This window comes from Alteribacter natronophilus, assembly GCF_006007885.1.
GTDB lineage: Bacteria > Bacillota > Bacilli > Bacillales > Salisediminibacteriaceae > Alteribacter > Alteribacter natronophilus.
The window spans coordinates 49,613-74,441 of record NZ_VCRO01000002.1 but is presented as its reverse complement, the minus strand read 5'-3'; the positions used below and the strand labels follow the sequence as shown (position 1 = coordinate 74,441).

Genomic DNA, 24,829 nt, shown 5'->3' with positions numbered 1-24,829 from the left:
ACGTGCCCTCCGGATGAATACTGGAGAGCACTTTTATGCATTATTTTTTGAATTTAAATGAGCTTTTCAGAGGTACGATCCTGTTGAATACGAGGCTCTCCCCTGTTGTGTGCTTCGGATCCACATTAAAGTAGCCGTGGCGGAAAAACTGGAATTTATCCTGCGGCTTCACACCGGCCATATTGGACTCGACAAAGCCGTCCAGAATTTCAAGTGACGCCGGGTTTACGTAGTCCATGAATGTTTTTTCCTCTGCCTCATCGATCTCCTCATCTTCCTCAGCGTCAAGGATCAGGGAATCGTATAGACGGAACTGAGCCGGCTTGGAGTCGCCTGCGTCAACCCAGTGAATCGTCCCTTTAACTTTACGTCCTTCAAATCCGGATCCGCTTTTCGTTTCCGGATCGTACGTGCAGTGAAGTTCCACTACGTTGCCGTCCTCATCTTTTACGAAGTCCTCACATTTTATGAAATACGCATGTTTGAGGCGCACTTCGTTACCCGGATAAAGGCGGTGATATTTCTTCGGTGGATCCTCCATGAAGTCTTCCTGCTCGATATAAATCTCACGGGAAAACGGGATCTGCCGCGTGCCCATTTCAGGTACTTCCGGGTTTACTTCCGCATCGAGAAGTTCGCTTTCACCTTCAGGGTAATTCGTAATAACAACCTTAAGCGGACGGATCACGCTCATTGTCCGCGGTGCCTTGAGTTTCAGGTCTTCGCGGATAAAGTGATCAAGCATTCTTCTATCAACTGCTCCGCTTCCTTTGGAAACACCGGTTTCACTGATGAAATTGCGAATGGCTTCAGGTGTATAGCCTCCCCGGCGAAGGCCTGAAATTGTCGGCAGACGCGGATCGTCCCAGCCGTCCACCACATTTTCATCGATCAGCTGCTTCAGTTTCCGCTTGCTCATGACCGTGTTAGTCAGGTTCAGGCGGCCGAACTCAATCTGCTGAGGCTGCGTCTCCATCTCCGTATTCTCCACCACCCAGTTGTACAGAGGACGCTGTTCCTCAAACTCGGTAGTACAGAGCGAGTGGGTTACGCCCTCGATCGCATCTTCAAGCGGGTGTGCAAAAGCATACATCGGGTATATGCACCACGTATCACCGGTGTTGTGGTGTGCAGTATGTGAGATGCGGTAAAGAACCGGATCCCGCATGTTCATGTTACCGGAGCTCATATCTATTTTGGCACGGAGCACCTTTTCCCCGTTACCGAATTCGCCGTTCTTCATGCGCTCAAACAGAGCCAGGTTCTCTTCTGCACTGCGGGAGCGTGAAGGACTCTCTTTTCCCGGCTCCGTAAGTGTTCCACGATACTCGCGAATCTCCTCAATCGAGAGATCCTCAACGTAGGCAAGACCCTTATTAATCAGAAGCACGGCACGCTGATACATCTCCTCAAAATAATTGGACGCAAAATGAAGCTCTTCCCAGTCGTAACCGAGCCATTTCACATCTTCCTTAATCGAATCTACAAATTCCTGATCCTCTTTTAGTGGGTTCGTATCGTCAAAACGCAGATTCGTCCGGCCGTTAAACTCGTCAGCCATTTCAAAGTTGATAAAAATGGATTTAGCGTGGCCAATATGTAGATATCCGTTCGGTTCCGGCGGGAATCTTGTCACGATTTCATCCCGTTTGCCTGAACGCAAATCCTCTTCCATAATCGTCTTTATGAAATTTGAAGAAGTCTCCTTGTTCTCCATTGCTTTTCCAACCTCTCTATCTCTTCAATTTTTGACGTACCCGGCTAAGATACCTCTGTTATTTCCTTATAGTAACACGTTTAAACAGGAAGATGTATATCTCCCCATCAGGCTTGCCGATAATTAATCGTTTTCTGTTTTTCTGCACCCTGAAAGGATTTTACGGGTGCATGTTGAACGTTTAGTGTAACCACTTTTCAGGAGGTACGTACAAATGAGGGATCAGAAAATGACAGCATCCGAGTGGCACAGGAAACAGGCTGCCCGCAGTTTCAATGCAACCTGGGACCTGATTGAGAAACAGGACCGCACTCCGGATGACGATCTGCAGATGATTCATACGGCGCATGCCTCCCGGTTTCACTGGGGGGAAATTGGTACACCCCTTGAATTTACAAGGGGGGAATGGCAGCTCTCAAGGGTATACGCACTGACCGGTATGGGGGAAAGTGCCCTTTATCATGCCCGCCATGCGCTGGAAATCTGTCTCGACCACAGAATTGGGGATTTTGACCTTGCATTTGCCTATGAGGCGATGGCAAGAGCCTGCAGCACAGCAGGAGACAGGAAGAGGATGAAGAAATACATTGCCAAAGCAGAAGAGGCTGCCGGGAAGATTGAAAAACAGGAAGACCGGGACTACTTTCTTAGCGAACTTGCCACCATCGGTAAAGTGAAGGTGTAGACTTAAGGCCCGTCCAGGCTAACACCTTGAACGGGCCCTCCACTTTTTTAACAGTGGTCGTCGCTGCATTCCTGCCCTTCCTTAGGCAAATGATTGTTCGATTCATTCCCCGTTTCCTGGCTCACTTTCTCCATCACTTCCAGAAGCCGTTCAGGCGGCTGGGCCCCGGAAACAGCATACTTTCCGTCAAAAACAAAGAAAGGCACGCCTTTCACTCCGATGGCGGAAGCTTCGTGCTGATCCTCCTCAACATCTTTCCGATAATCACCAGAGTCAAGAATGGCAGCAGCCTGTTCAGCATCGATCTCAGCTTCAGAAGCAAGGCGGATCAGCGTTTCACGGTCACTGATATCCTCACCCTCAGAGAAAACTGCTTGCATGACCCGTTCTGTGAAAGACTCCCCTTTCCCCTTTCCGGCTGCAAACTGAGCGAGTCGGTGTGCAGCTTCGGTGTTTGCCGGAATCATGGAATCAAAATCATAGGAAAGCCCGGCCTGCTCTGCCTGCATGGATACGTTGGCCGTAGTCTGCTTTGCCTGTTCAATTGTCATCCCGTATTTCTCTGAAAGTACGTCATACATCGACCGGCCAGCAACCGCAGAAGCCCCCGGGTCGAGCTGAAAGCTGCGGTAGGTGATATTTACCCTGTCCCGTCCCTCAAACTGCTCCAGCGCCTTCTCAAGGTGCCTCTTGCCGATGTAGCAGAATGGACAGACGAAATCGGACCAGATATCTATTTTCATAAGGCTGCCTCCTTTTTATTTTTCACGGATGGGACCGGATTCAAATACTGATTTACTGCTTTCTTCAGCGTCGGGAAAGAAGGGAACAGGCGTGTTTTCCCATGGTAAATAGCGAATTGTTCCGCCCCCTGAACCTTCAACACTGTTTACCAGCACAGAACCCACTACTGTACCTCCCCCGGAAAGTGTCAAATCAGCCTCAGGGGCAAAAAATATCCGGGATTCTGCTTCTGAACCTCCCCCAATCTTTACACTCCTGCCGCCTGTAACGATGTGCCCGAAAAATCCGGATCCTCCTCCAAAATCCAGATTTGCGTCCTCTGCAAATAAGGACCCGTAAATCTGCTGATCACCTGACAGCTTTACTTCTCTCGGGCTGGAAGCATTACCGCTACCGAGAAAATAGATATTAAGCTGAGTACTGTCCTTGCCTGTATTGATAGTACTTCCAGAACCCATAGATATAGCTTCCTTAACATAGATATCCAGGTGACCCTCCCCGGTGAGGTGGATCTGGCCATTTTGGATATTCAGATGATCAACAACTAAGGATTTGGATTCTCCCTCTAGAGGTATAGTCAAATTTGTATTTGATTCCATTCTTAGTTCGGAAATATACAAAGGGTCCTCCTCTTTTTCATCAACAGGTAATTCCAGTGTCTTACTGTCATTTCCGTTAGTTCGGTATTTGATGATGTCAGCGGTGGCTTTATCGGGAAAGTCAGGAAACTCAGGCATAGCAAAAACTTGTTCTTCTTCCATCCAGATTATATTATTTTTAATCTCCATCCAGTCTGGTGTGTCAAAACCGCTCTCCTTAAGTTCACTGCGCAGATAAAGATCCCCAGTAAGAGAGGGATTCCCAGTAAGAGTAATTGCTCCACTTTCTGTACTGTTTGTGCCAAGAGAACCATCAATAGTAGGACCGCCTTCCAAAAACACGTCATTCCTTGAAAATAAAGCCATACCCTTCATAAATTCCAGAACCTGGTTGGTCGTTTCCTCCCAAGTAACCGAAACTGTCTTTTGGACTGTCCGAGTGCGACTGCCCAAACGACCTGTGGAAGTAATAACATATGATTGAACAGTTTCATCAACCATATCCTTTTCTAAGGGGGTAACTTTGATAATGGCCTCTGGGTGACTGCCCGAGAAGGCAGAGAAATAATCATCTCTGTAAACTATTCCATCCAACTCTGAAGTATAATAACTCAGCTTTTCAAAGAATTCATTTGAATTATTACTGCTCTGATCATAAAGAATATCTGCCTTTATTCTAAGATCCTCCGCTGCCAGACGTGCTCCACCTTCAGCAATATAATAAGCCGCCTCCGAATCACGATCACCGGTGCTTTGGCTCACGCTCGCTGCAGCCAGCCCCATCATGGATAAACCGAGTATGGATACAACAACGAGAACCATCATCACTACAACAAGCGTAATGCCTTTTTCATTGTTTACTGTTTTCATGGATCCTCACTGCCTCTCATAAAAATCTCGGTCGTGATATCCGTCTGACGGCTTCTGCCTGCTCGTCCCACAATGGTGACTTTTACTGAACCGCTTTCCTCAATGAAAGAAAGTTCTTCAATATCGGAAGCAATTATATTATTTTCTCCTCTAAGAAGCTTTCCTTCCGATGAAAGCCTGAAAATGGTCCGGGTGTTATCTTCACTTGTAATTGTTATTCTGCTGTTATTTTCAGCATCCACCTCAGCCTGGTCTGCATTCCTGATTTCCCTGGTAAGCACATTAAGCGCAATTCTCACTTCATTCTGCTGGCTCACTTCGGCTGATTGTGTGCTGTATTCGTTCTGGCCGAAAAAGTGGAAGGAGAAAGCAATCAGAAGAATCATACCCATTAGCGAAAAGGCAGTCAGAACTTCAACTAACGAGGCTCCGCGGCAATCTTTGCGTAGAGAACTCATTTCTCTCCCCCTCCGGAACCAATTTGTACGATTGTTTCCAGCTGTGCCTCGGCCCTGCCTCTGCAGTTTTCGTCAGTGAACACGCTGACGAGAATTCGCTCAAGTCCCGGCGGCAGATCTGTATCATTTCGTTCTATGTAGACGTAATAATTCGAAGCAGGCTCACACACTTCATATGTTCCACTGCCAGAATGTATTTCCTGCTCCATCTTCATCTGTGCCAGATAGGTCGCGTCCATAATCCGTTCCGAGGTGGAGGCTGACTGTGAGGATCCTGTAAAAAACGCCATGAAGGGGACAATAATAATCGAAAGCAGTACAAGGGAGGCCAGAATTTCAATGAGCGATTCTCCTTTTTCCGATGCAGCGATGTCCTTTTTCCAGTCCACACAATCACCTCCTCATATAAAAGTGCTGTTCTCTTTAGTATAAACTATTTACCTGGTTCACACTGCCTATTTTTACTGATTCCGGTACTCTCTGAAAGACGTTCTGCTTATTTTCATAAACAGACTGGAGATAGAGTGCCTTTATAGACCCTCCTGCTCCATTCCGCTCACCTGCCTTCTGTTTTCAGCGTATTCAAAGGAACGTGATCCCGGGACTTAAGCAGGAAGATAGCTTTTCCCGATCCTGGAGGTGTATGCTTAACCTGCTTATTCTACTTAAAAGGACGGAAGCGAATGAAAGCCTGGGCGTATTTTTCTGTTTTTCTGATTATCTATTCTTTATTAACGTTTTATATCGGCTGGACCATCTGGGTATGGCTCGGGGCGGTTATGGAAACGGGGAGCCTTCTGCTGTTCGGTTCAGTCATCGGACTGGCCTCGTTCGGCTACATGCTCGGACGGATCCATCCGGCTCTCGCTTTTCTAAAAGTGATTGGCGTTTACTGGATGGTTCTGTTTCAGTACGGGCTCCTCCTTTTCCCGGCAGCGGCTGCAGCTGTTTTCCTGCTGGGGCTAGCCGGTTTACCGCTGAACACCGCCACCATCTGGACGGGCTGGACAGTGGCTCTCATTCTGGTATTTATTTTCATCAAAGGTACTTATAATGCCTACTCCCCTGTTATACGGCACTACACGATCACCATTCCAAAGAGTGCAGGCTCCCGGAAAAAAATGCGGATTGCCGCCGCCTCGGATATGCATTTCGGCACACTGTCCGGTCGCCGGCACCTGTGTCGCCTTCAGAAGGAACTCGAAAAGATTGGAGCCGATCTGATCGTGTTTCCCGGCGACATTATCGATGACAGCCCTGACGTGTTCCAGAAACGGAGGATGGGTGACATAATGAAAGAGATCAATGCTCCGCTGGGTGTGTACGGCATTCTTGGAAACCACGAATACTACGGACGGAAAAAGGATGAAATCATTGAGGAGATGAAGCAGTGCGGCATCACAATGCTGCTGGATGACCGGGTTGTTCTTGAAGACAGTATTCAGCTGATCGGAAGAAGGGACCGGACGGAGAAGAATCGCAAATCCATCACCACACTGACGGAGAAGCTGAACCCCGGACTTCCCCTCATCCTTCTCGATCATCAGCCCTATGATTTTGAGAACATCCGTAAAGCAGGGGTTGACCTGATGATTTCCGGGCATACCCACAGAGGGCAAATGTGGCCAAACAACTGGATTACCCGCCGGATGTATGAAAACGACTGGGGCTTGCTTCAGAAAGGGAGCTTACACACGATCGTTTCATCGGGGTTCGGCTTCTGGGGGCCGCCGGTCCGGATTGGAAGTCGTTCCGAAATCGTCTGTATTGATGTCATATTTTCAGGCTGACTGCAGTTGGTGAATGCTGCTTAAGTAATCTGCAGCAGGATGCTTTTGGGGGAGCCGCCGGTTATTACTCTTAACTCAGCGTTACATATCGTCTGGTCCTATGCGGAGCTTCACGCAGGCAGTGAGACTCCTGCGGCAGTTGGGGCCAGGGGAGACCCCGCAGGGCAGTCGCCCGAGGAGGCTTCCCGGACCGCCGCGGAAAGCGAACGGACGGCGTGAAGCGGAGCTTTTTGTTTTAAGAAGCGCGTCAGTGCTTTTTAGTCTCTAAAAATTATATAGTTTCCTGAAAGAAGGAAGAAAGGCTGATTCCGAAAGCGTACCCCGTCCGGAATTCAGCCTTTTTCTTCACCCTGCTTTCTTTTTTCAAACCAGCGCTTCCAGATAAACACCGCGATGACAATCCAGATCCCCCCTGCCAGAAAGCCGGCTGCTACATCGGTGGGGTAGTGGACACCGAGATAAATTCTTGTCATGCCGATAATAAAGATTAACGCGGCTGCAGCGGTAAACGCTGTGACCCGCACCGGTGTTTTATCCGCGATTCTTACGATAAAGTACGCCAGCAGGCCATACGTCATCATAGAGCCCATGGAGTGGCCGCTCGGAAAACTGAACCCTTCTGCAGTAATCAGAGGATTCATATCAGGACGTGCCCGCTGAAAGGATACTTTCAGCAGCCAGTTTACCAGCCCGCCTGCTCCTGCTGCTGCAGGATAAAACAGCGCCATTTTCCATTTCCCCTGCCAGGCAAAGAAGATCCCTCCAAGTAATGCGATTACCGTGAGTGCCGTAACCGAACCGGCTTCGGTAATCAGAATCGCCGCCTCAGTGAGGGCCGGTGATTCCGGGTTCTGCACCACACCGATAATGAAAGAATCAGCTTCTCCCAGTACCTTCCCTGCCCGGGTTCTTACCGTTTCCATATATAAAAGTGCCATCAGAATAAGGAGAACGGAGACGTATATGATTCTCTTCTTTCCCATCGGAAGCCCCCCTTCTCCCACACACCATTCCCCTTTTGCAGAAAAAGAATCCCTGTCCGGACTGGACAGGGACAGGGCACAGACAGCTACTTTCCAAAGGAAGAGAGAAACTTCACTCTGTCCCCCATCGGAGGAACACTGTTGTCCACGAGATCAACTTCGAGTACAGCAGGCCCTCCGTGCTCAGTTAGACGGGAAACTGTTTCTTCCTTAATGTCACTCAGTTTTTCCACCCGTGCACTCGGCACGCCAAGTGCTTTGGCCATCGCAGCGATATCCACGCCCTCCTGTTCAAAAGAAGAATGGGAACGCTTGTACTGAAGCGTGTGCCCGTGATAAACCATTCCGAGGCGGGCGTTATTCATCACCACAAACAGAACGGGCAGATCGTATTCTTTGGCCGTAAGCATTTCCATTCCGTGCATAAAGAAGCAGCCGTCCCCGGTAATGGCCGCTACCGGACGATCAGGCTCGGCGAATGCACTGCCGATTGCTGAGCCGATCCCGCTTCCCATAGCGCCAAAATGAACGTTTATATCAAATGCCCCTTCTTTTTTCACTTCCATATGGTGAATAACGTAAGCCATGAATTCCCCTATATCAATCGTGTATCGGGTATCTTCAGGCAGAAGGTCCTGCAGTCTGAGAAACACATTTTTTGTATTGTAATCCTCCCCTGCTGCTGTACTGCGGGTGACGACTTCTTTTTCACGGCTGTCTTTGCCCAGGCCGAGTGCTCTCAGTTCCTCATTTAAAAACAGGAGACTCAGCTTCAGGTCACCATGAACCTGCATATCAACGGCATATTTGCGGTTAAATACAGTTTCATCGAAGTCCATCTGGACGAGAAAACGGCCTTTAGCCAGGTTTTCGTTCCAGTTATTCGTAGCCGTTTCACCGAGACTCGATCCAAGAACGAGAATCGCTTCGTCCGGCCGGGGACTGTTGATGAGCTCAGAGGCACTTTCATGACCTGCAAAGCCGAAGACTCCCTTCAGTTGAGGGTGATTGCTTTTGACCATCCCTCTCGCCTGAGGCGTCGTGACGATTGGCCATCCGAGCAGTTCGGCAAGCTCATGAAACTGTTCACCTGCATTTCTGATTCCCTGTCCCGCAAATAAAATCCCGCTTTTCCGCCCTGCCAGCTCTTTAGCCACCTCGGAAATCACTTCAGCATCCGGCACGACCGGCCGCTTTTCCGGAAAAGCCGGCATGTTTACAGACGGGGCTTCCGCCAGCTGCACGTCAATCGGCATAGCCACGTGAACGGGGCCAGGTACACCATCAAGAGCGATTTCTGCTGCTTTCGCCACTTCTGCAAGAAGATCTTTCGCATCCGTCACTGTGACACTGTATTTCGTTACCGGTTCAAAAACAGGCTGGGCATCGAGCTCCTGGGAGGCATTGAGTCCCACTGTGTTTACCGGCACCGCCCCGGTCAGAAACAGAACCGGCAAATGCTCACGCATGGCATTGGCAGCACCGGTCACCATATTGGTGGCGCCGGGACCGCTGCAGCTTATGCATACGCTCATCTCGTTAGCATATCTGGCGTAGGAGCACGCCATATAACCAGCGGCACCTTCATGCTTGGTGACCACCGGTGTCATTTCAGGCATATCGTAAAGTTCATCAAAAAAAGCATTTACGGATCCCGCCGGAATCCCGAAAATATGGTTAACTCCGCCGGATTTCAGATAATCAAGTACGAGTCTTACTGCTTTCATTTTGCAACATCCTCCTGATTACAGCTTGATTTGTATGCCTGGCAAGCGGCCGGCTTTCTACACCGGTTACACAGGCTTATGCCTGACTCAGGGAGCGGGTTGTACAATTACTCTCACAGCACTCCCTTTCCGCAGAGGAAGGTCAGCAGCCTATGTCTGCGGCTCGCTGACCGGGAGGCTCTCTCCACTGAGAAACTTATTTTTAATACGGTCAGCCGGAAGCGGGCGGCTGAAGTAGAACCCCTGCATATGACAGCAGCCTTTGGAGGCAAGGAAGTCTGCCTGTTCAACTGTTTCCACACCTTCTGCAATCAGGTCCAGCTCCATATTTTTCGCAAGGTCGATAATTGTGTTAACGATCGAGGCATTTTCTCCTCTTTCATCAATGTCCTGTATGAACGATTTATCAATTTTCAGGGTGTGGATCGGGAACTGTTTTAAATACGCCAGCGAGGAATACCCGGTACCGAAATCATCGATCGAGATATCCACTCCCGATTCCTTGAACTCTCTCATCCTCGCCAGGGTTCCTTCGGTGTCTTTCAGAATCTGGTTTTCGGTAATTTCCAGTTTGAGAAAGCACGGATCCAGGCCGGTCCTGCTGAGTATATTTTTTACTTTAGTGAACAGGTCCGCCTGTTCAAATTCGCGGACGGTCAGGTTCACGGACACGTCCAGATCAGTGAATCCGAAGTCGTGCCACTGCTTGAGCTGCCGGCAGGATTCCTGAATCACCCATTCTCCGATAGGCACGATCAGCCCGGTATCCTCCGCAATGGGAAGAAAATCTCCCGGAGGAATCATGCCCTCTACTGGATGATTCCAGCGAAGCAGGGCTTCCACTCCGGTTATTCTGCCTTTTCTGTAGTCCACCTGCGGCTGATAATAGACTTCAAGCTCGTTCTGATCCAGTGCTTTGTACAGGGCTGTCTCGCGCTGAATCCGCTCATAAAGTCTGTTGTCCATATCCGATTCATAGAAATGATAGTTGTCCCCGGAAAGTTCTTTTGATTTATACATAGCCGTATCAGCATTTTTTACAAGGTCATCTGTTGTTTCCCCGTTCTCGGGGTAAAGGCTGATGCCGATACTGTTTTTCACGTAGACTTCATGACCGTTAACGAAAAACGGACTGGAAAAACGGCGGTTGATGCTTTCCACCACATTTACCACTTCATCTTTATCCTGGATGTTGGGCAGGAAGATCGTAAACTCATCCCCGCCCTGGCGGGAAACGGTCGCTTCATCCGGCACCGCCTCACTGAGACGCCTCGCCACTTCCTGTAACAGAAGGTCGCCAAAGCTGTGACCATGGGTATCGTTTACGTATTTAAAACGGTCCAGATCAAGAAACAGAACGGCCAGTTTTTCACTGTGCAGGCGGGAGTAGGTAATACCCTGTGTCAGCCTGTCGTTCAGGAGCACACGGTTGGGGAGGTTTGTAAGGCTGTCGTAATACGCCTGGTATTTAATCTGCTCTTCCATCTGCCTGCGTCTCGTAATATCTTTAAACGTCACAACATCCCCGGTTACTTTACCATCTTTTTCAAGAGATGAAATGACATATTCCACCGGAAAGCTGGTGTTGTCCTTCCGGAAAAACTTCTCTTCTGTATCGTATTCCTCGCGTTCAGAGGAGAGAGGGGCCTCATCATGGACACCTTTTCGCCTGAAAATAAACGAATAAGGCTTTCCGATCAGCTCTTCTGCTGAATCGTATCCGAGCATTTTCGCACTTGCCGGATTGCAGAAAGTAATTCTGCCTTTAAGGTCAAGACCAAAGATCCCCTCTCCGGCTGAATTGAGAATAAGTTCCTTTTCATCACGGATTCGTTTCAGCTCGGAAACAGCCTGGTTCAGTTCATCGTTTTTCTCCTGAAGTTCCGCTGTACGCTCCTTGATAATGAGGTCCTGCTTCTCGGTATATAGAAGGTTAGCTACCGTTCCGGCTGTGGTATCGACGACGGACTGGGCGAGCTGCATCCGGTTTTCCGAAAATTCCCTGCCGTTCTTCTGAAGCTCCACAACAGGTATAAGGCCAAGCACTTTTCCCGCTGCCACCATGGGCATGATTAGTAGTGATTTGATGCCGAAACGGGAACAGGCTTCTTTATTTACGCCCGGATCGCTGCATACATCTGGTATGTAAAGCGGTTCTTTGGACTCGATGACAGCAGCCATAACCGGATCTTCCCTGAGATTAATATGAACCTTTGAGTGAACATATTTCCAGTCCTCTTCCGACCAGTCACTGCGCCGGCTTAGCCGGGCCGGGTTCATTACCCGTTCAGCCACAGGGTCTATGAGATGTGAACCGACATTGGCGGTGCCGAGGACTTTTTCCACGTAAAGAAAACAGATATCAAGTGCCTCTTCCACGGAGGAGCACATGGAAAGCTCTCTGGATACGTCCAGAAGAAGCTGTTTCTGGTTAATCAGAGTTTCCTTGCGTTTAAGTATTTTTGCATTATTGATCGCCACAGCGGCCATATTCACGTATGCTTTAACGCTCTCAATCTCGCATTCATTCAGGTTCATCGGAATGCCGTAATCAAACAGAAAAACGAGTCCGAAAAGTTCATCGTTATGTGAGATCGGCAGTACGAGCAGTGACTTAATCTGAAAGGCCTCCACCGCCCGGGCATCCGGCCGTGTATCCTTTGATGTATCAGGTATGTAGATGGTTCTTCCTGTCTCTGCCACTTCTTTTGCAAGAAGGTCATGCTCCATGTCAATGACATGATTATCAAGGGTCATACCGTTAATGACTTCCGGTTTTCCGACAAAACCCCGGAAACTTCCGTCTTCCTGAGGCAGGTAAATCCCGACCGAATCACACTGGACGATCTCATCTGAAATGGCCGTGATCACATGGGTCAGCATTTCCCTAAGCTCAAGGTTGGTATTAATCAGTTTTGTTATATTTGCCAAGCGGGAATACCGCGTCTGGTCACTCACATTCATCCACCTCTCTTCTTATTTCGGAATACACCGGTCTGATTTCCACCGTCCGAACGACCTTTCTTACAGCCGGCTTCCTATTCTACAAAATTCTCCTGTTATTTTTCCATTATGACACATATTCGACAAACCTTTTACCTATCCTTTAATTCCTTTCCGGTTTCCGTGTAAAAGAATTGTAAAACGAAAAGGCTGATCCGCCAGGGGAAATAAATCCCCTCCGGATCAGCCAATGGTCACTCGCTGCTGTTTTTTTGCGTTTTACGTACTGCTCTGTTAAGGAAGCCGCGTGCTTCCCATAAGGTAGCGGTCACATTCACGGGCCGCTTCCCTTCCTTCATTGATAGCCCAGACGATCAGACTCTGGCCGCGGCGCATATCACCCGCTGCGAACACGCCTTTTTTATTTGTCGTATATTTTCCGTATTCCGCTTTCACGTTTGAACGGCTGTCAGTCTCCACTTCCATCTGTTCAATGAGTTCCTGTTCCGGTCCACTGAAGCCGATGGCAAGAAGGACAAGGTCTGCCGGCCAGACTTTTTCCGTTCCCGGAATTTCCTTACGGTGACGGTTGCCTTCTTCATCCCACTCCAGTTTCACGTTCACGGTGTGAACTTCTTTCACGTGTCCATTCTCATCACCGACAAATTTCTTGGTCATCACGGCAAAGGCACGGGGGTCGTCTCCAAACTTTGACGCCGCCTCTTTCTGGCCGTATTCCACACGGTGGACAATCGGATACTGTGGCCACGGGTTCCCCACTTCATCACGGTTATCGACCTTTTTATCGTAGATATCAAACTGTGTCAGGCTTCTGCAGTTATGACGGACGCTTGTGGCAAGACAGTCGGTTCCCGTGTCACCACCGCCGATGACAATCACGTCTTTATCACTGGCAGAGATATAGTTGCCGTCTTCCAGGCCGCTGTCGAGCAGGCTCTTCGTATTGGCATGAAGGAATTCCATAGCGTAATGAATCCCTTTTAGGTCACTGCCGTCCGCGGGAATGTCGCGGTGCTTTGTAGCACCCCCGCACAGAATGACAGCGTCAAAATCGGCCTCGAGCTCCTCCGACGTTACGTCCTTTCCGACTTCGGTGTTCGTAATGAAAGTTATGCCTTCTTCTTCGAGAATACGAACGCGCCGCTCCACGATCTCATATGGAAGTTTCATCTCCGGGATTCCGTACGTCAGCAGTCCGCCCACGCGGTCGCTTCGTTCAAAAACAGTAACAAGGTGGCCGGCTTTATTAAGCTGGGCTGCTGCTGCAAGTCCAGCAGGTCCGGATCCGACTACCGCCACCTGCTTCCCTGTCCGTTTTTCGGGAGGCTCCGGCACGACCCATCCTTCCTCGAATCCTTTTTCAATGATCGAACGTTCCACCGTTCTGATCGCCACTGGCGGTTCATTGATACCGAGAACGCATGCTCCTTCGCACGGCGCAGGGCAGGCAATCCCCGTAAATTCAGGGAAATTGTTTTTTTCATGTTCCTTTTTCAATGCTTCTTTCCACTGCCCCTGGTAAACAAGGTCATTCCATTCCGGTATCAGATGATATACCGGACAGCCGGTTGTGACCCCGTTAATTTCCATTCCGCTGTGGCAGGTCGGCACGCCGCAGTCCATGCAGCGTGCTCCCTGTTCCTGTATTTCTTTTTCAGACATCGGCTGTGTATAGTCCGCCCAGTCTTTCGTACGGGTAGAAGGGTCTCTTTCCCGCTGGGACTGGCGGTCGTACTCCAAAAATCCTGTCGGCTTTCCCATCAGTCACCCTCCTGTCTGTTCGTATGAGTTATTCTCCTGTATCTGTTAAGCCGGATCAGGTCAGTGCTGCAACCTTGGGCTTCTGGCTTTCTTCAAATGCTTTCATAGCTGCTTCCTCAGAACTTAATCCACTGTTCTCATGGTAAGCAATCCGCTCCTGCATTTCACGGAAGTCTCTTGGAATAACTCTGACAAACCGTGACAGGTTTTCCTCCCAGTAATGAAGAACGCGTCTTGCGTGTGAGCTGTTTGTATAGTGAAGGTGCTTTTCGATCATTTTGTATAGTTCCTGCTGCTCAGCAGGATCGGTAACAGGCTCAAGGTCCACATTGGTCCTGTTGCATTTTTCCGCAAAGCCCTGCTCCTCCTCCAGAACGTAGGCAATACCTCCGGACATTCCTGCTGCAAAGTTGCGTCCCGTGTCGCCGAGAACGACCACTTTTCCGCCTGTCATATATTCACATCCATGATCGCCTACGCCTTCAACGACGACATTTGCCCCTGAGTTCCGTACACAGAAACGTTCACCGGCAATACCGTGGATGTAGGCTTCTCCGCTTGACGCCCCGTAGAACGCCACGTTTCCGACAATCATGTTTTCCTCTGCCCTGAATGTGGCCCGGTTTGACGGGTGGGCGATGATTTTTCCGCCGGAAAGCCCTTTACCTACATAGTCGTTGGCATCCCCCACGAGACGAAGTGTCATCCCTCTTGGAATGTAGGCACCGAAACTCTGACCGGCAGAGCCCTTAAACGTGAGGCGGATTGTATCCTCCCCTAGTCCTGCGAGACCATAGCGGCGTGTAATTTCGCTGCCGAGAATGGTTCCGGTTACCCGGTTGATGTTCCGAATTGCAAGTGTTGCTTCAAACGGCTCGCCTTTTTCAATAGCTTCCTTACAGAGCGGAATGAGTTCCTGTGTATCCAGTGCCTTATCGAGACCGTGGTTCTGATAGACCGTGCGGTAGCGTGTGACGGATTCAGGTACGTCGGGCTGATAAAGAAGTGCTGAAACATCCACATCTTTCGCCTTCCAGTGGTCAACTGCCCGGTTCGCTTCAAGAATGTCGGTACGTCCCACCATTTCATCAATCGTTCTGAACCCGAGCTCGGCCATAAGTTCACGGGCTTCCTGGGCAACAAAACGCATAAAGTTTGCTACATGTTCGGCTTCCCCGGTGAACTTTTTCCGCAGTTCAGGATTCTGTGTGGCTACTCCTACAGGACATGTATCAAGGTGGCAGACACGCATCATGACACATCCAAGCACTACAAGCGGAGCAGTGGAGAAACCGTATTCCTCGGCACCGAGAAGCGTTGCCACAACTACGTCCCGTCCGGTCATCATTTTCCCGTCCGTCTCCACGACAATCCGGTCGCGCAGGTGGTTGAGAAGCAGGGTCTGGTGGGTTTCGGCAAGCCCGATCTCCCATGGCAGGCCTGTATGCTTAATACTTGATCGCGGTGCAGCTCCCGTTCCGCCGTCGTAACCGGAAATAAGGACAAGGTCGGCACGGCCTTTCGCCACTCCTGCCGCGATCGTTCCAACTCCTACAGCAGAAACAAGCTTTACGCTGATCCGGGCTTTCGGGTTGGCGTTTTTCAGGTTATGAATCAGTTCCGCCAGGTCTTCAATCGAATAAATATCGTGGTGCGGCGGCGGTGAAATCAGTTCCACCCCTGTTGTGGAGCCGCGGACTTCCGCAACCCACGGATACACTTTTTTGCCTGGCAGGTGTCCACCTTCACCCGGTTTGGCTCCCTGGGCGATTTTGATCTGAATTTCATCGGCATTTACGAGGTAATGACTCGTAACGCCAAATCGGCCGGAAGCTACCTGCTTGATGGAGCTTCTGCGCAGATCGCCGTTTGCATCCGGCGTAAAGCGGTCAGGATCCTCCCCGCCTTCCCCGGAGTTGCTCGCGCCGCCGATACGGTTCATGGCAATGGCCAGCGCTTCGTGAGCTTCTTTACTGATGGCACCGAAACTCATGGCACCGGTTTTAAATCGTTTACAGATCGCTTCCACCGATTCCACTTCATCGAGCGGCACCGGCTTGCGTTTTTTAAATGACAGCAGTCCTCTCAGTGACTGCAGATTGTTTTTTTCGTCGGTTAAGAGCTTCGAATATTCTTTAAAGAGATCGTAGTCGTTCGAGCGGCACGCATGCTGAAGCGTGTGAATCGTCCGGGGATTGTACGTATGATCCTCCCCGTTTTCACGGTACTGGTAATCATCCCCTGCATCCAGGGTTCTGCCGGATCCACGCTCTTCATCGAACGCTCGTCTGTGACGCATGAGCACTTCTTTGGCAATCATGTCTGTCTTAATTCCGCCAAGACGTGAAGCGGTTCTCGTGAAGTACTTCTCGATGACCTCAGGGTGAATACCGACGGCTTCGAAAATCTGGGCCCCTCTGTAACTCTGAATCGTGGAAATACCCATTTTCGATAGAACTTTAATCACCCCGTCTGTCACGGAACCGATGTACTTGTCTACGGCCTCGTCATAGGAGGCGGCTTTAACCTCGCCCCGCTCCCGAAGAGCCTCAAGTGAATCAAACGCAAGGTAAGGGTTCACGGCTTCTGCCCCGTAACCGAGGAGCGTGGCAAAATGGTGCACCTCCCGGGGTTCACCGGACTCAAGCAGGATGCTTACTTTCGTACGTGTCCCCTGACGGATCATGTGATGGTGCAGTCCTGATACGGCGAGAAGGGCCGGAATGGCGGCCTTTTTACGGTCCACGCCCCGGTCTGAAAGAACAATCAGGTTTACCCCGTCCTCATAAGCCTGGTCTGCTTCTTCAAACAGACTTTCGAGGGCTTTTTCCATGTTTGACTCCTTTTTCGCGTCAAACAGGATGGACAGTGTCCGGGAACGGAAACCCTCTCCGTCATAACCCCGCAGTGTTTCCAGCTGTCTGTTGGAAACGACAGGCGTCTTCAGACGGATATGCCGGCAGCTTTCAGGTGTCGGTTTCACCAGGTTGCCTTCAGAACCCAGGGTCGTCTCCGCCATCGTAATGATCTCTTCGCGGATCGCATCGATCGGCGGGTTCGTCACCTGGGCAAACAGCTGCTTAAAGTAGCTGTAAAGGAGCTGCGGTTTTTTGGACAGCACCGCCAGGGGGGAGTCGTAACCCATGGAACCGACCGGATCCTTTCCGTCGGAGACGAGAGGCTTAAGGATTTTACTGAGCTCTTCGTTTGTGTAGCCGAACGCCAGCTGCTGCTCAGCGAGGTTCTCCACCGGCGGTTCTGTCTGTGACGCTTCCGGCAGTTCATCCAGCTCACGGAGATTGTCATCGAGCCACTCCCGGTAAGGCTGTTCACCAGCAATCTCCATCTTAATTTCATCATCGGGAATTATGCGTCCTTTTTCAAGGTCAACAAGCAGCATTTTCCCCGGGTGCAGACGGTCTTTCACGGCAATATCATCGGCAAAAACATCAAGGGCCCCGACCTCTGAACCGAGTACGATCATGCCGTCTTTCGTTACGTAATAGCGGGCAGGTCTGAGACCGTTGCGGTCAAGACAGGCTCCGATCTGTTTGCCGTCTGTATAGACAAGGGCCGCAGGTCCGTCCCACGGCTCCATGAGCGTGCTGTGGTAGTCGTAGAAATCCCGTTTCGTCTCGTTGATGGAATCATCATTTGCCCACGGTTCCGGAACCATCATCATCGCCGTGTGGGCGAGTGACCGGCCGGATAAGTGAAGAAATTCGAAACAGTTATCAAACATCGACGAATCGCTTCCGTTCTTGTCGATGACCGGCAGTACCTTCTGCAGATCTTCTTCACTGAAGTACTCAGATGTGCACAAGGCCTGACGGGCGCGCATCCAGTTCACATTGCCCCGGAGCGTATTGAATTCACCGTTATGGATCGTGTACCTGTTCGGGTGCGACCGTTTCCAGCTTGGGAATGTATTCGTACTGAATCTGGAATGCACCAGCGCCAAAGCGGACTTGAACTCCGGATGGTTCAGGTCGATATAAAAAGAGTCAAGCTGTTCGGGAACAAGCATCCCCTTATAGACGATCGTTCTTGTCGAAAGGCTGCTGATATAAAAATCCGACTGGTCCTTCAAGCCTTTTGAGATGGCAATCTCTGTCCGTTTCCGGATAATGTAGAGGCGCCGTTCAAATTCATCCTGATCACTGATCGTCTGTGATTTGCGGATAAACACCTGGCGGATTGCAGGCTTTGTCTTTTTCGCCTCTTTTCCTACAAACGAGTCGTTTACAGGAACTGTACGCCATCCAAGAAACGACTGGCCTTCCTCTTTAATAATCTGCTCAAAGATCTTTTTGCAGCGGATTCTCGTTTCCTGGTCTTCCGGAAGAAAGACCATGCCGATTCCGTAGTCTCCTTCGTCAGGAAGAACAATGTCCTCCCTGTCGCACTGTTTCACAAAAAAACGGTGCGGAATCTGAGTCAGGATTCCTGCACCATCGCCCGTACTTACATCTGCGGACTGACCTCCCCGGTGTTCCAGGTTACTCAGTATATTAATCGCATTCTGGACGATAGCATGAGACTTGCTTCCATCTATATTCGCAATCATTCCAATTCCGCATGCTTCATGTTCGTTTGCCGGATCATATAATCCCTGTTTTACTGGCAATCCGTGCTTTCTCATGGTAACGCCCTCCTTCAGCATTTTTCATAAAAATTCAGTTAATTAAATATTTTGACTCAGTATATCACAGAATTCGAGAGGGAGAAAACTCAGAACACCGCAGTGACAGCAACGAAAAGGTTTTTGTAAGCGCTTAACCTATCGGTGTATTGGGATATTTTCTGACATATTTTTTTAGTGTAGTTTATGCAGTTTCCGCTCTGATTCGAGGATGTTTTTTCCTTTAATTGGAAGTTTAATCCTTATTCGGGAGATTTCGAAATCAGATATCGAAGATTTTTTGCTGTATGAAAGTTTCCTGCGGGGGCGACAATGGTAGAATACCAGATTCTGCAGGGAGGGGCGTATCGTGGAGCCGCAGTTTACCGATATGACAATAAAGCTGATCCTCGGCTTTTTTATGCTGTTTCTTATTACCCGGATGCTCGGTAAAACGACGATCAACCAGCTGACCCCTTTTGATTTCGTTTCAGCCATCGTGCTTTCCGAACTGCTCGGGAATGCAGTTTTCGAATCTAATGTACCAATCTCATTTATCATCTATTCCATTGTGATCTGGGGTCTGCTGCTCGTGTTAATGGAACGGATCCTCCTCAGGTTCAAAGGTCTCAGGAGTCTGTTTGAAGGCAAACCTTCCATTGTGATCAGGGACGGACAGATAGACAAAAATGAGCTGAAAAAGAACCGGATGAACCTGAATCAGCTGATGTCGCTGTTAAGGCAGAGTGAAACTTTCTCTGTCAGGGAGGTTGCCTATGCAATCCTGGAATCAAACGGTGGCATCAGCGTACTGAAGAAAGCATCATATAAGGAGGTTACACGTGGGGACATAGAGCTCAAGGACAAAAAAATTCACCTTCCGGTCAGCCTCATTCTGGACGGAGAAGTGCTGGTTGATAACCTTGGTGAAACGGGTCACGACCGGACCTGGCTGGATGAAAAGCTGCAGCAGTATGAAATCCACGACGCAAGCGAGATTATGTACGCTGACTATACGGAGGATGACGGGTTGTATATTGTGCCTTACAAACGGCGTGTGGTTCATGAAGGATAGGAGGTTCGGTCCTGTAGTGTGGAGTGTGAGACGTGGGCAGTCTGCGTGGTGTTTCACGTGGAACATCATTTTCCGTTTCATTAAAAAGAAGCCGCCGGTTTGGCAGCTTCTTCTTTTTAATACTTTTATTGCGCTTTTTCGATCAGTTTTTCAAGGTCGGGACTCATGCCTTTTACAGCTTCTCCGTCAACTACAGTTACAGGCACGCCCATAAAGCCGAACGTCTCCACTTCCTTCTGGTAGTCGCGGCTTGTCATCACGTCACGCACTTCATAATCGACCCCTTTGGAGTCGAGCATTTTTTTTACCAGATCGCATTCCACACAGTCCTTTGTAGAGTAGACAATGACCGGTTTTGACATTTGGATCACCTCATTGGTTGATATGGTGTATTTTATCATGTTCACCATAAGTAGTTCCAGAGAGGAATCAGGTGTTATTTCATGAACTCCCCGCCCTGCATAATTCCTTCTCTCTCCAAATGGAAGATTAGACGGGAGCAAACTTCACTATGGCTGTTTCCCTTTTTTCAGGACTAGTATTACGATGACCTTATTATGAACAAAGGAGTGAATGGACTTGGGATCAATTATCTATCATACCGAATGTAAACAGTGTGAAAAAATTGCAGTAAAGGACGATTATTACAAAGAAGATAAGGAAACGTATAATATCTACTGTCCTTACTGCGGCTATACTTATTTTCAGGGCCTTGTGTTCAATGAAGAAATCGAGATTAACGAGTGGAAAGTGAAAGAAGAAATGGGGTGCGGAGTATTCCAGATTTGTAAAACTGATGGAACAAGTACACTGACTCTGCTAAAAACTCCCATAACAGATAAAAGCCTCATCTCCTGCGAAGCGGACTTTCATGCCCCCGAAACAAATCAGAGTGAAAGTTACCTGATTGAATACAAGGAAGGCAAGTTCACGCAGTTCCTCGGCACAGCCAAGCCCCCTTACTTCGAATATTCCTATCAGCAGTATAAAAAAGAAAAGAACCTGACTGCGGAAGATTTCTGGTTTTAGATATGATCATTAAAAATCGTCAGGAATCTTACGATTTAATGGTTCTACGTATGTTAAATAACAGAATGGAACTTCACGAGAAAGAAAAAAATCTTCTGCGGTACCTTATAAAAGGGTATAAGGGTGAATTGCTCTTTGATGAATGGCTGACATTATTCTCAGGTGCCGGACTGATCCTTAACGACCTGCTCTTGGAACACAACAACACTATATTTCAAATTGACACTCTCCTTTTTACATCCAGTACTGTGTATCTGTTCGAAGTGAAAAACTATGAAGGAGATTATCTGATTGAGGGAGACCGATGGTATACAAAGGCAAGACATGAAATTAAGAATCCTCTTCTGCAGCTGAGGAAAAACGACTCTTTGCTGTCTCAGCTCCTGCATAAATCAGGATGCAATTTACCGGTCATAACAAATCTCATTTTTGTTAACCCCGGTTTTCACCTTTACAATGCTCCTTTCACTCTTCCCGCTGTTTTTTCATCTCAGAAAGAAAGATTCATATCAGATCTTTCTGTATTTTCTGACTCACTCTCCCCTTATCAAAAACAGCTTGCCGAAAGACTCTCATGCATGCATCTCAAGAAAAGCCCTTACTTTCGTCTTCCTGAATATAAATATGAGAAACTCAAAAAAGGGATTTGTTGTGCTGAGTGCGGGTCTATCCATACCAGTTTCGGAAATAGAATCTATTTACTTTGCGACTCATGCTCTTTCAGGGAATCTTATGAAAAAGGAATATTACGAAGTATTGGAGAGTTAAAAACACTCTTTCCAGATAAGAAACTGACAACTAATTTAATTCAGGAATGGTGTCAGGTGTTCTCAAAAGTGGCAGTTAGATCTGTACTCGGCAGGAACTTTACTAAATGTGGAAATAAGCGGGGTGCCTACTATGTGGTGAAGTAAATACTATTGTAATTGAGCTGATTTAATATTATCCAGCTTAAGTGTCTTTCTAAACTTACTGTAGTCTCGTAGTCACCATCTAACTGCCTTTTGAGCTCTTCTAATGTTTATACCCCTTTATCTCGTTCCGCTCTCTTTGACACCCTTTTGAGCGTCCTTACGCCCTTGTAATCTTGCTCCGCTCTCTTTGAGCGTCTTTTGAGCACTCCTTACGACCCTGTAATCTCGTTCCCCTCTCTTTGAGCGTCTTTTGAGCGCTCCTTATGACCCTGTAATCTCGTCCCCCTCTCTTGACCGCCTTTTAAGCGCTCCTTATGATCCTGTAATCTCGTTCCCCTCTATTTGACACCCTTTTAAGCGCTTCTTATGGCCCAGTAATCTTGCGCCCCTCTATTTGAGCGTCTTTTGAGCGTTCTTATGACCCTGTAATCTTGTTCCCCTCTATTTGACCGCCTTTTAAGCGCTCCTTACGCCCTTGTAATCTTGCTCCGATCTCTTTGACCGCCTTTTAAGCGCTCCTTATGCCCTTGTAATCTTGCTCCGATTTCTTTGACCGCCTTTTGAGCGTTCTTATGACCCTGTAATCTTGTTCCCCTCTATTTGAGCGTCTTTTGAGCGTTCTTATGACCCTGTAATCTTGTTCCGCTCTCTTTGACACCCTTTTGAGCGTCCTTACGCCCTTGTGATCTTGCTCCGCTCTCTTTGAGCGTCTTTTGAGCACTCCTTACGACCCTGTAATCTCGTTCCCCTCTATTTGACACCCTTTTGAGCGTCCTTACGCCCTTGTGATCTTGCTCCGCTCTCTTTGAGCGTCTTTTGAGCACTCCTTACGACCCTGTAATCTCGTTCCCCTCTATTTGACACCCTTTTGAGCGTCCTTACGCCCTTGTGATCTTGCTCCGCTCTCTTTGAGCGTCTTTTGAGCACTCCTTACGACCCTGTAATCTCGTTCCCCTCTCTTTGATACCCTTTTGAGCGTCCTTATTCCCTTGTAATCTTGCTCCGATCTCTTTGACCGCCTTTTAAGCGCTCCTTATGCCCTTGTAATCTTGCTCCGATTTTTTTGACCGCCTTTTGAGCGCTCCTTATGCCCTTGTAATCTTGCTCCGATTTCTTGGACCGCCTTTTAAGCGCTCCTTACGCCCCTGTAATCTCGTTCCCCTCTCTTTGACACCCTTTTAAGCGCTTTTTAGGCCCATTTAATCTCATCCCCCCTAATTGACCACAATTAAAATTGTAATTACAAAACTAACCCCCAATCCATCCAGGATTGAGGGCTCCAAAACTGACACACGCTATTTAAGTCAATACTTCTTCTCTCACTTCCAGTCCGAGAGTCTCGGATGTGGAGGTGTGAATCTCCTTAAACATTTCAGGGTTGTCCGACAGGTTCACACCGTACGACGGAATCATTTCCTTAATTCTCGGCTCCCACTCGAACATGCGTTCAGGGAAGCAGCGCTCCATCACGTCCAGCATGACGTGAACGGCTGTGGAGGCCCCAGGTGAAGCACCGAGCAGTGCTGCAATTGAGCCGTCCTCGGCGCTGACGACTTCGGTACCGAACTGAAGCGTGCCTTTACCGCCGGCTTCTGTATCCTTAATCACCTGCACACGCTGGCCGGCAGTGACAATCTTCCAGTCTTCGTTACGGGCATTAGGAATAAATTCGCGCAGATCATCCATGCGTTTTTCCTCGGACAGCATTACCTGCTGAATGAGGTATCTGGTCAGCGGCATTTCCTTCATCCCCGCTGCAAGCATGGTCATGACATTGTTCGGCTTAACCGTACCGATCAGATCCAGGTTTGAACCCGTTTTCAAAAACTTCGGCGAGAAGCCGGCAAACGGACCGAACAGCAGTGACTTTTTACCGTCAATGTAGCGTGTATCAAGGTGCGGAACCGACATTGGCGGCGCACCGGCCTTCGCTTTTCCGTAAACTTTTGCATGATGCTGTTCAACTACTTCAGGGTTGCTGCAGACAAGAAACAGCCCGCTTACCGGGAAACCACCGATGTTCCGTGACTCCGGGATCCCGGTTTTCTGAAGAATCGGCAGACTGCCGCCTCCTGCACCGATGAAGACAAATTTTGCCTTATGGTACTCGACATTTCCATTATCCATGTCATTCACTTTTACTTCCCAGCCGCCGTCACTTGTCCGTTTGAGATCCTCCACGCTGTGGCGGTAGTTAATCTCCACGTTTTCCCGCTTCAGGTGATCGAAAAGCGTGCAGGTAAGCGCACCGAAATTCACGTCCGTTCCTGAATCAATCTTTGTAGCCGCAATCGGTTCATTTAACTCGCGGCCATCCATCATAAGCGGCATCCATTCCCTCAGTTTTTCCGGATCATCGGAATATTCCATCTCCTGAAACAGAGGGTTTCCTGACAGCGCTTCCATTCTCCGCTTTAAAAAATCCACGTTCTTTTCGCCCTGGACATAACTCATATGCGGAATCGGCATAATGAAATCCTGAGGTCTGCGGATCAGTCCGCTGTCTACAAGGTAGGACCAGAACTGTCTGGAAATCTGAAAATGCTCATTTACTTTTACCGCTTTCGTAATATCGATGGATCCGTCAGGCTTTTCGGATGTATAGTTCATCTCGCACAGTGCCGCATGCCCCGTTCCTGCGTTGTTCCATACATTGGAGCTCTCTTCCCCTGCTTTGTCGAGCTTTTCAAAGACTTTAATTTCCCAATCCGGTGCCAGCTCCTTTAATAAAGAACCCAGTGTTGCACTCATGACTCCGGCACCGATCAAAATCACGTCTGTCTGTTTCTGTACGCTGCTCATAATACCCTTCCTTATCATCAAGTGTATTTTCCAAAGAAGCAGGCGCTCACTCCTGAACATAACAAAACGAATGGCGCCATCCGTGAACAC

The 24,829-nt window shown here is 48.8% G+C and carries 17 protein-coding genes; 5 read left to right on the top strand and 12 right to left on the bottom strand.

Features of this window, described 5'->3' with window-relative positions; translation table 11 throughout:
• Positions 1–40: 40 nt before the first annotated feature.
• Positions 41–1,717 carry a glutamine--tRNA ligase/YqeY domain fusion protein gene (locus FGB90_RS07480; protein ID WP_138810210.1) on the bottom strand — a complete coding sequence of 559 codons (1,677 nt, stop codon included), beginning with the start codon at positions 1,715–1,717 and terminating at the stop codon, positions 41–43.
• Positions 1,718–1,931: 214 nt separating this feature from the next.
• Here FGB90_RS07480 and FGB90_RS07475 point away from each other — a divergent pair, with 214 nt between their 5' ends.
• Positions 1,932–2,402 carry a hypothetical protein gene (locus FGB90_RS07475; protein ID WP_138810209.1) on the top strand — a complete coding sequence of 157 codons (471 nt, stop codon included), beginning with the start codon at positions 1,932–1,934 and terminating at the stop codon, positions 2,400–2,402.
• 47 nt (positions 2,403–2,449) lie between these two features.
• Here FGB90_RS07475 and FGB90_RS07470 read toward each other — a convergent pair whose 3' ends face one another.
• The 4 genes from FGB90_RS07470 to FGB90_RS07455 are packed head-to-tail and all read right to left on the bottom strand — an operon-like array spanning position 2,450 to position 5,462.
• Positions 2,450–3,145, bottom strand: a complete 696-nt coding sequence (locus FGB90_RS07470) for a DsbA family oxidoreductase (RefSeq protein WP_138810208.1) — start codon at positions 3,143–3,145, stop codon at positions 2,450–2,452.
• 15 nt (positions 3,146–3,160) lie between these two features.
• Complete coding sequence (locus tag FGB90_RS07465; RefSeq protein WP_138810207.1) at positions 3,161–4,615, bottom strand: DUF7305 domain-containing protein; 1,455 nt, start codon at positions 4,613–4,615, stop codon at positions 3,161–3,163.
• Positions 4,612–5,073, bottom strand: coding sequence for a PilW family protein (locus FGB90_RS07460; RefSeq protein ID WP_138810206.1), 462 nt, complete (start codon positions 5,071–5,073; stop codon positions 4,612–4,614). Before FGB90_RS07460 ends, FGB90_RS07465 begins: the two co-directional genes overlap by 4 nt.
• Complete coding sequence (locus tag FGB90_RS07455; RefSeq protein WP_138810204.1) at positions 5,070–5,462, bottom strand: type IV pilus modification PilV family protein; 393 nt, start codon at positions 5,460–5,462, stop codon at positions 5,070–5,072. Before FGB90_RS07455 ends, FGB90_RS07460 begins: the two co-directional genes overlap by 4 nt.
• Before the next feature lie 294 nt (positions 5,463–5,756).
• Here FGB90_RS07455 and FGB90_RS07450 point away from each other — a divergent pair, with 294 nt between their 5' ends.
• A complete protein-coding gene (locus FGB90_RS07450) occupies positions 5,757–6,863 on the top strand; it encodes a metallophosphoesterase (RefSeq protein ID WP_138810202.1) in 1,107 nt (368 codons plus the stop codon).
• A gap of 332 nt (positions 6,864–7,195) precedes the next feature.
• Here FGB90_RS07450 and FGB90_RS07445 read toward each other — a convergent pair whose 3' ends face one another.
• The 5 genes from FGB90_RS07445 to gltB all read right to left on the bottom strand — a co-directional run bounded on the left by FGB90_RS07445 (position 7,196) and on the right by gltB (position 18,940).
• On the bottom strand, positions 7,196–7,846 hold the full coding sequence (locus tag FGB90_RS07445) for a phosphatase PAP2 family protein (RefSeq protein WP_138810200.1): 651 nt from the start codon (positions 7,844–7,846) through the stop codon (positions 7,196–7,198).
• Positions 7,847–7,932: 86 nt separating this feature from the next.
• Entirely contained in the window at positions 7,933–9,573 is a 1,641-nt protein-coding gene (locus tag FGB90_RS07440; protein WP_138810198.1) for a thiamine pyrophosphate-binding protein, read from the bottom strand.
• Positions 9,574–9,723: 150 nt separating this feature from the next.
• Positions 9,724–12,537 (bottom strand): sensor domain-containing phosphodiesterase, encoded by a 2,814-nt coding sequence (locus FGB90_RS07435; RefSeq protein WP_138810196.1) that lies wholly within the window; start codon positions 12,535–12,537, stop codon positions 9,724–9,726.
• A gap of 273 nt (positions 12,538–12,810) precedes the next feature.
• On the bottom strand, positions 12,811–14,298 hold the full coding sequence (locus FGB90_RS07430) for a glutamate synthase subunit beta (protein WP_138810194.1): 1,488 nt from the start codon (positions 14,296–14,298) through the stop codon (positions 12,811–12,813).
• Between the two features lie 55 nt (positions 14,299–14,353).
• A complete protein-coding gene (gltB, locus tag FGB90_RS07425) occupies positions 14,354–18,940 on the bottom strand; it encodes a glutamate synthase large subunit (protein WP_138810191.1) in 4,587 nt (1,528 codons plus the stop codon).
• Between the two features lie 349 nt (positions 18,941–19,289).
• Between gltB and FGB90_RS07420 the strand changes: the two genes are divergently transcribed.
• Positions 19,290–19,994 carry a DUF421 domain-containing protein gene (locus FGB90_RS07420; RefSeq protein ID WP_138810189.1) on the top strand — a complete coding sequence of 235 codons (705 nt, stop codon included), beginning with the start codon at positions 19,290–19,292 and terminating at the stop codon, positions 19,992–19,994.
• A gap of 125 nt (positions 19,995–20,119) precedes the next feature.
• On the opposite strand, the gene FGB90_RS07415 is transcribed toward FGB90_RS07420, so the two are convergent.
• Positions 20,120–20,356 (bottom strand): glutaredoxin family protein, encoded by a 237-nt coding sequence (locus FGB90_RS07415; protein WP_138810187.1) that lies wholly within the window; start codon positions 20,354–20,356, stop codon positions 20,120–20,122.
• A 217-nt stretch (positions 20,357–20,573) separates the two neighbouring features.
• Here FGB90_RS07415 and FGB90_RS07410 point away from each other — a divergent pair, with 217 nt between their 5' ends.
• Together FGB90_RS07410 and FGB90_RS07405 are read left to right on the top strand one after the other, a co-directional pair.
• A complete protein-coding gene (locus FGB90_RS07410) occupies positions 20,574–21,023 on the top strand; it encodes a hypothetical protein (RefSeq protein ID WP_138810185.1) in 450 nt (149 codons plus the stop codon).
• A gap of 38 nt (positions 21,024–21,061) precedes the next feature.
• The gene (locus FGB90_RS07405) at positions 21,062–21,937 is read left to right on the top strand and encodes a nuclease-related domain-containing protein (RefSeq protein WP_171051750.1); all 876 of its coding nucleotides are present in this window, start codon (positions 21,062–21,064) and stop codon (positions 21,935–21,937) included.
• Positions 21,938–23,236: 1,299 nt separating this feature from the next.
• On the opposite strand, the gene FGB90_RS07400 is transcribed toward FGB90_RS07405, so the two are convergent.
• On the bottom strand, positions 23,237–24,757 hold the full coding sequence (locus tag FGB90_RS07400; RefSeq protein ID WP_138810182.1) for a malate:quinone oxidoreductase: 1,521 nt from the start codon (positions 24,755–24,757) through the stop codon (positions 23,237–23,239).
• Positions 24,758–24,829: the final 72 nt, after the last annotated feature.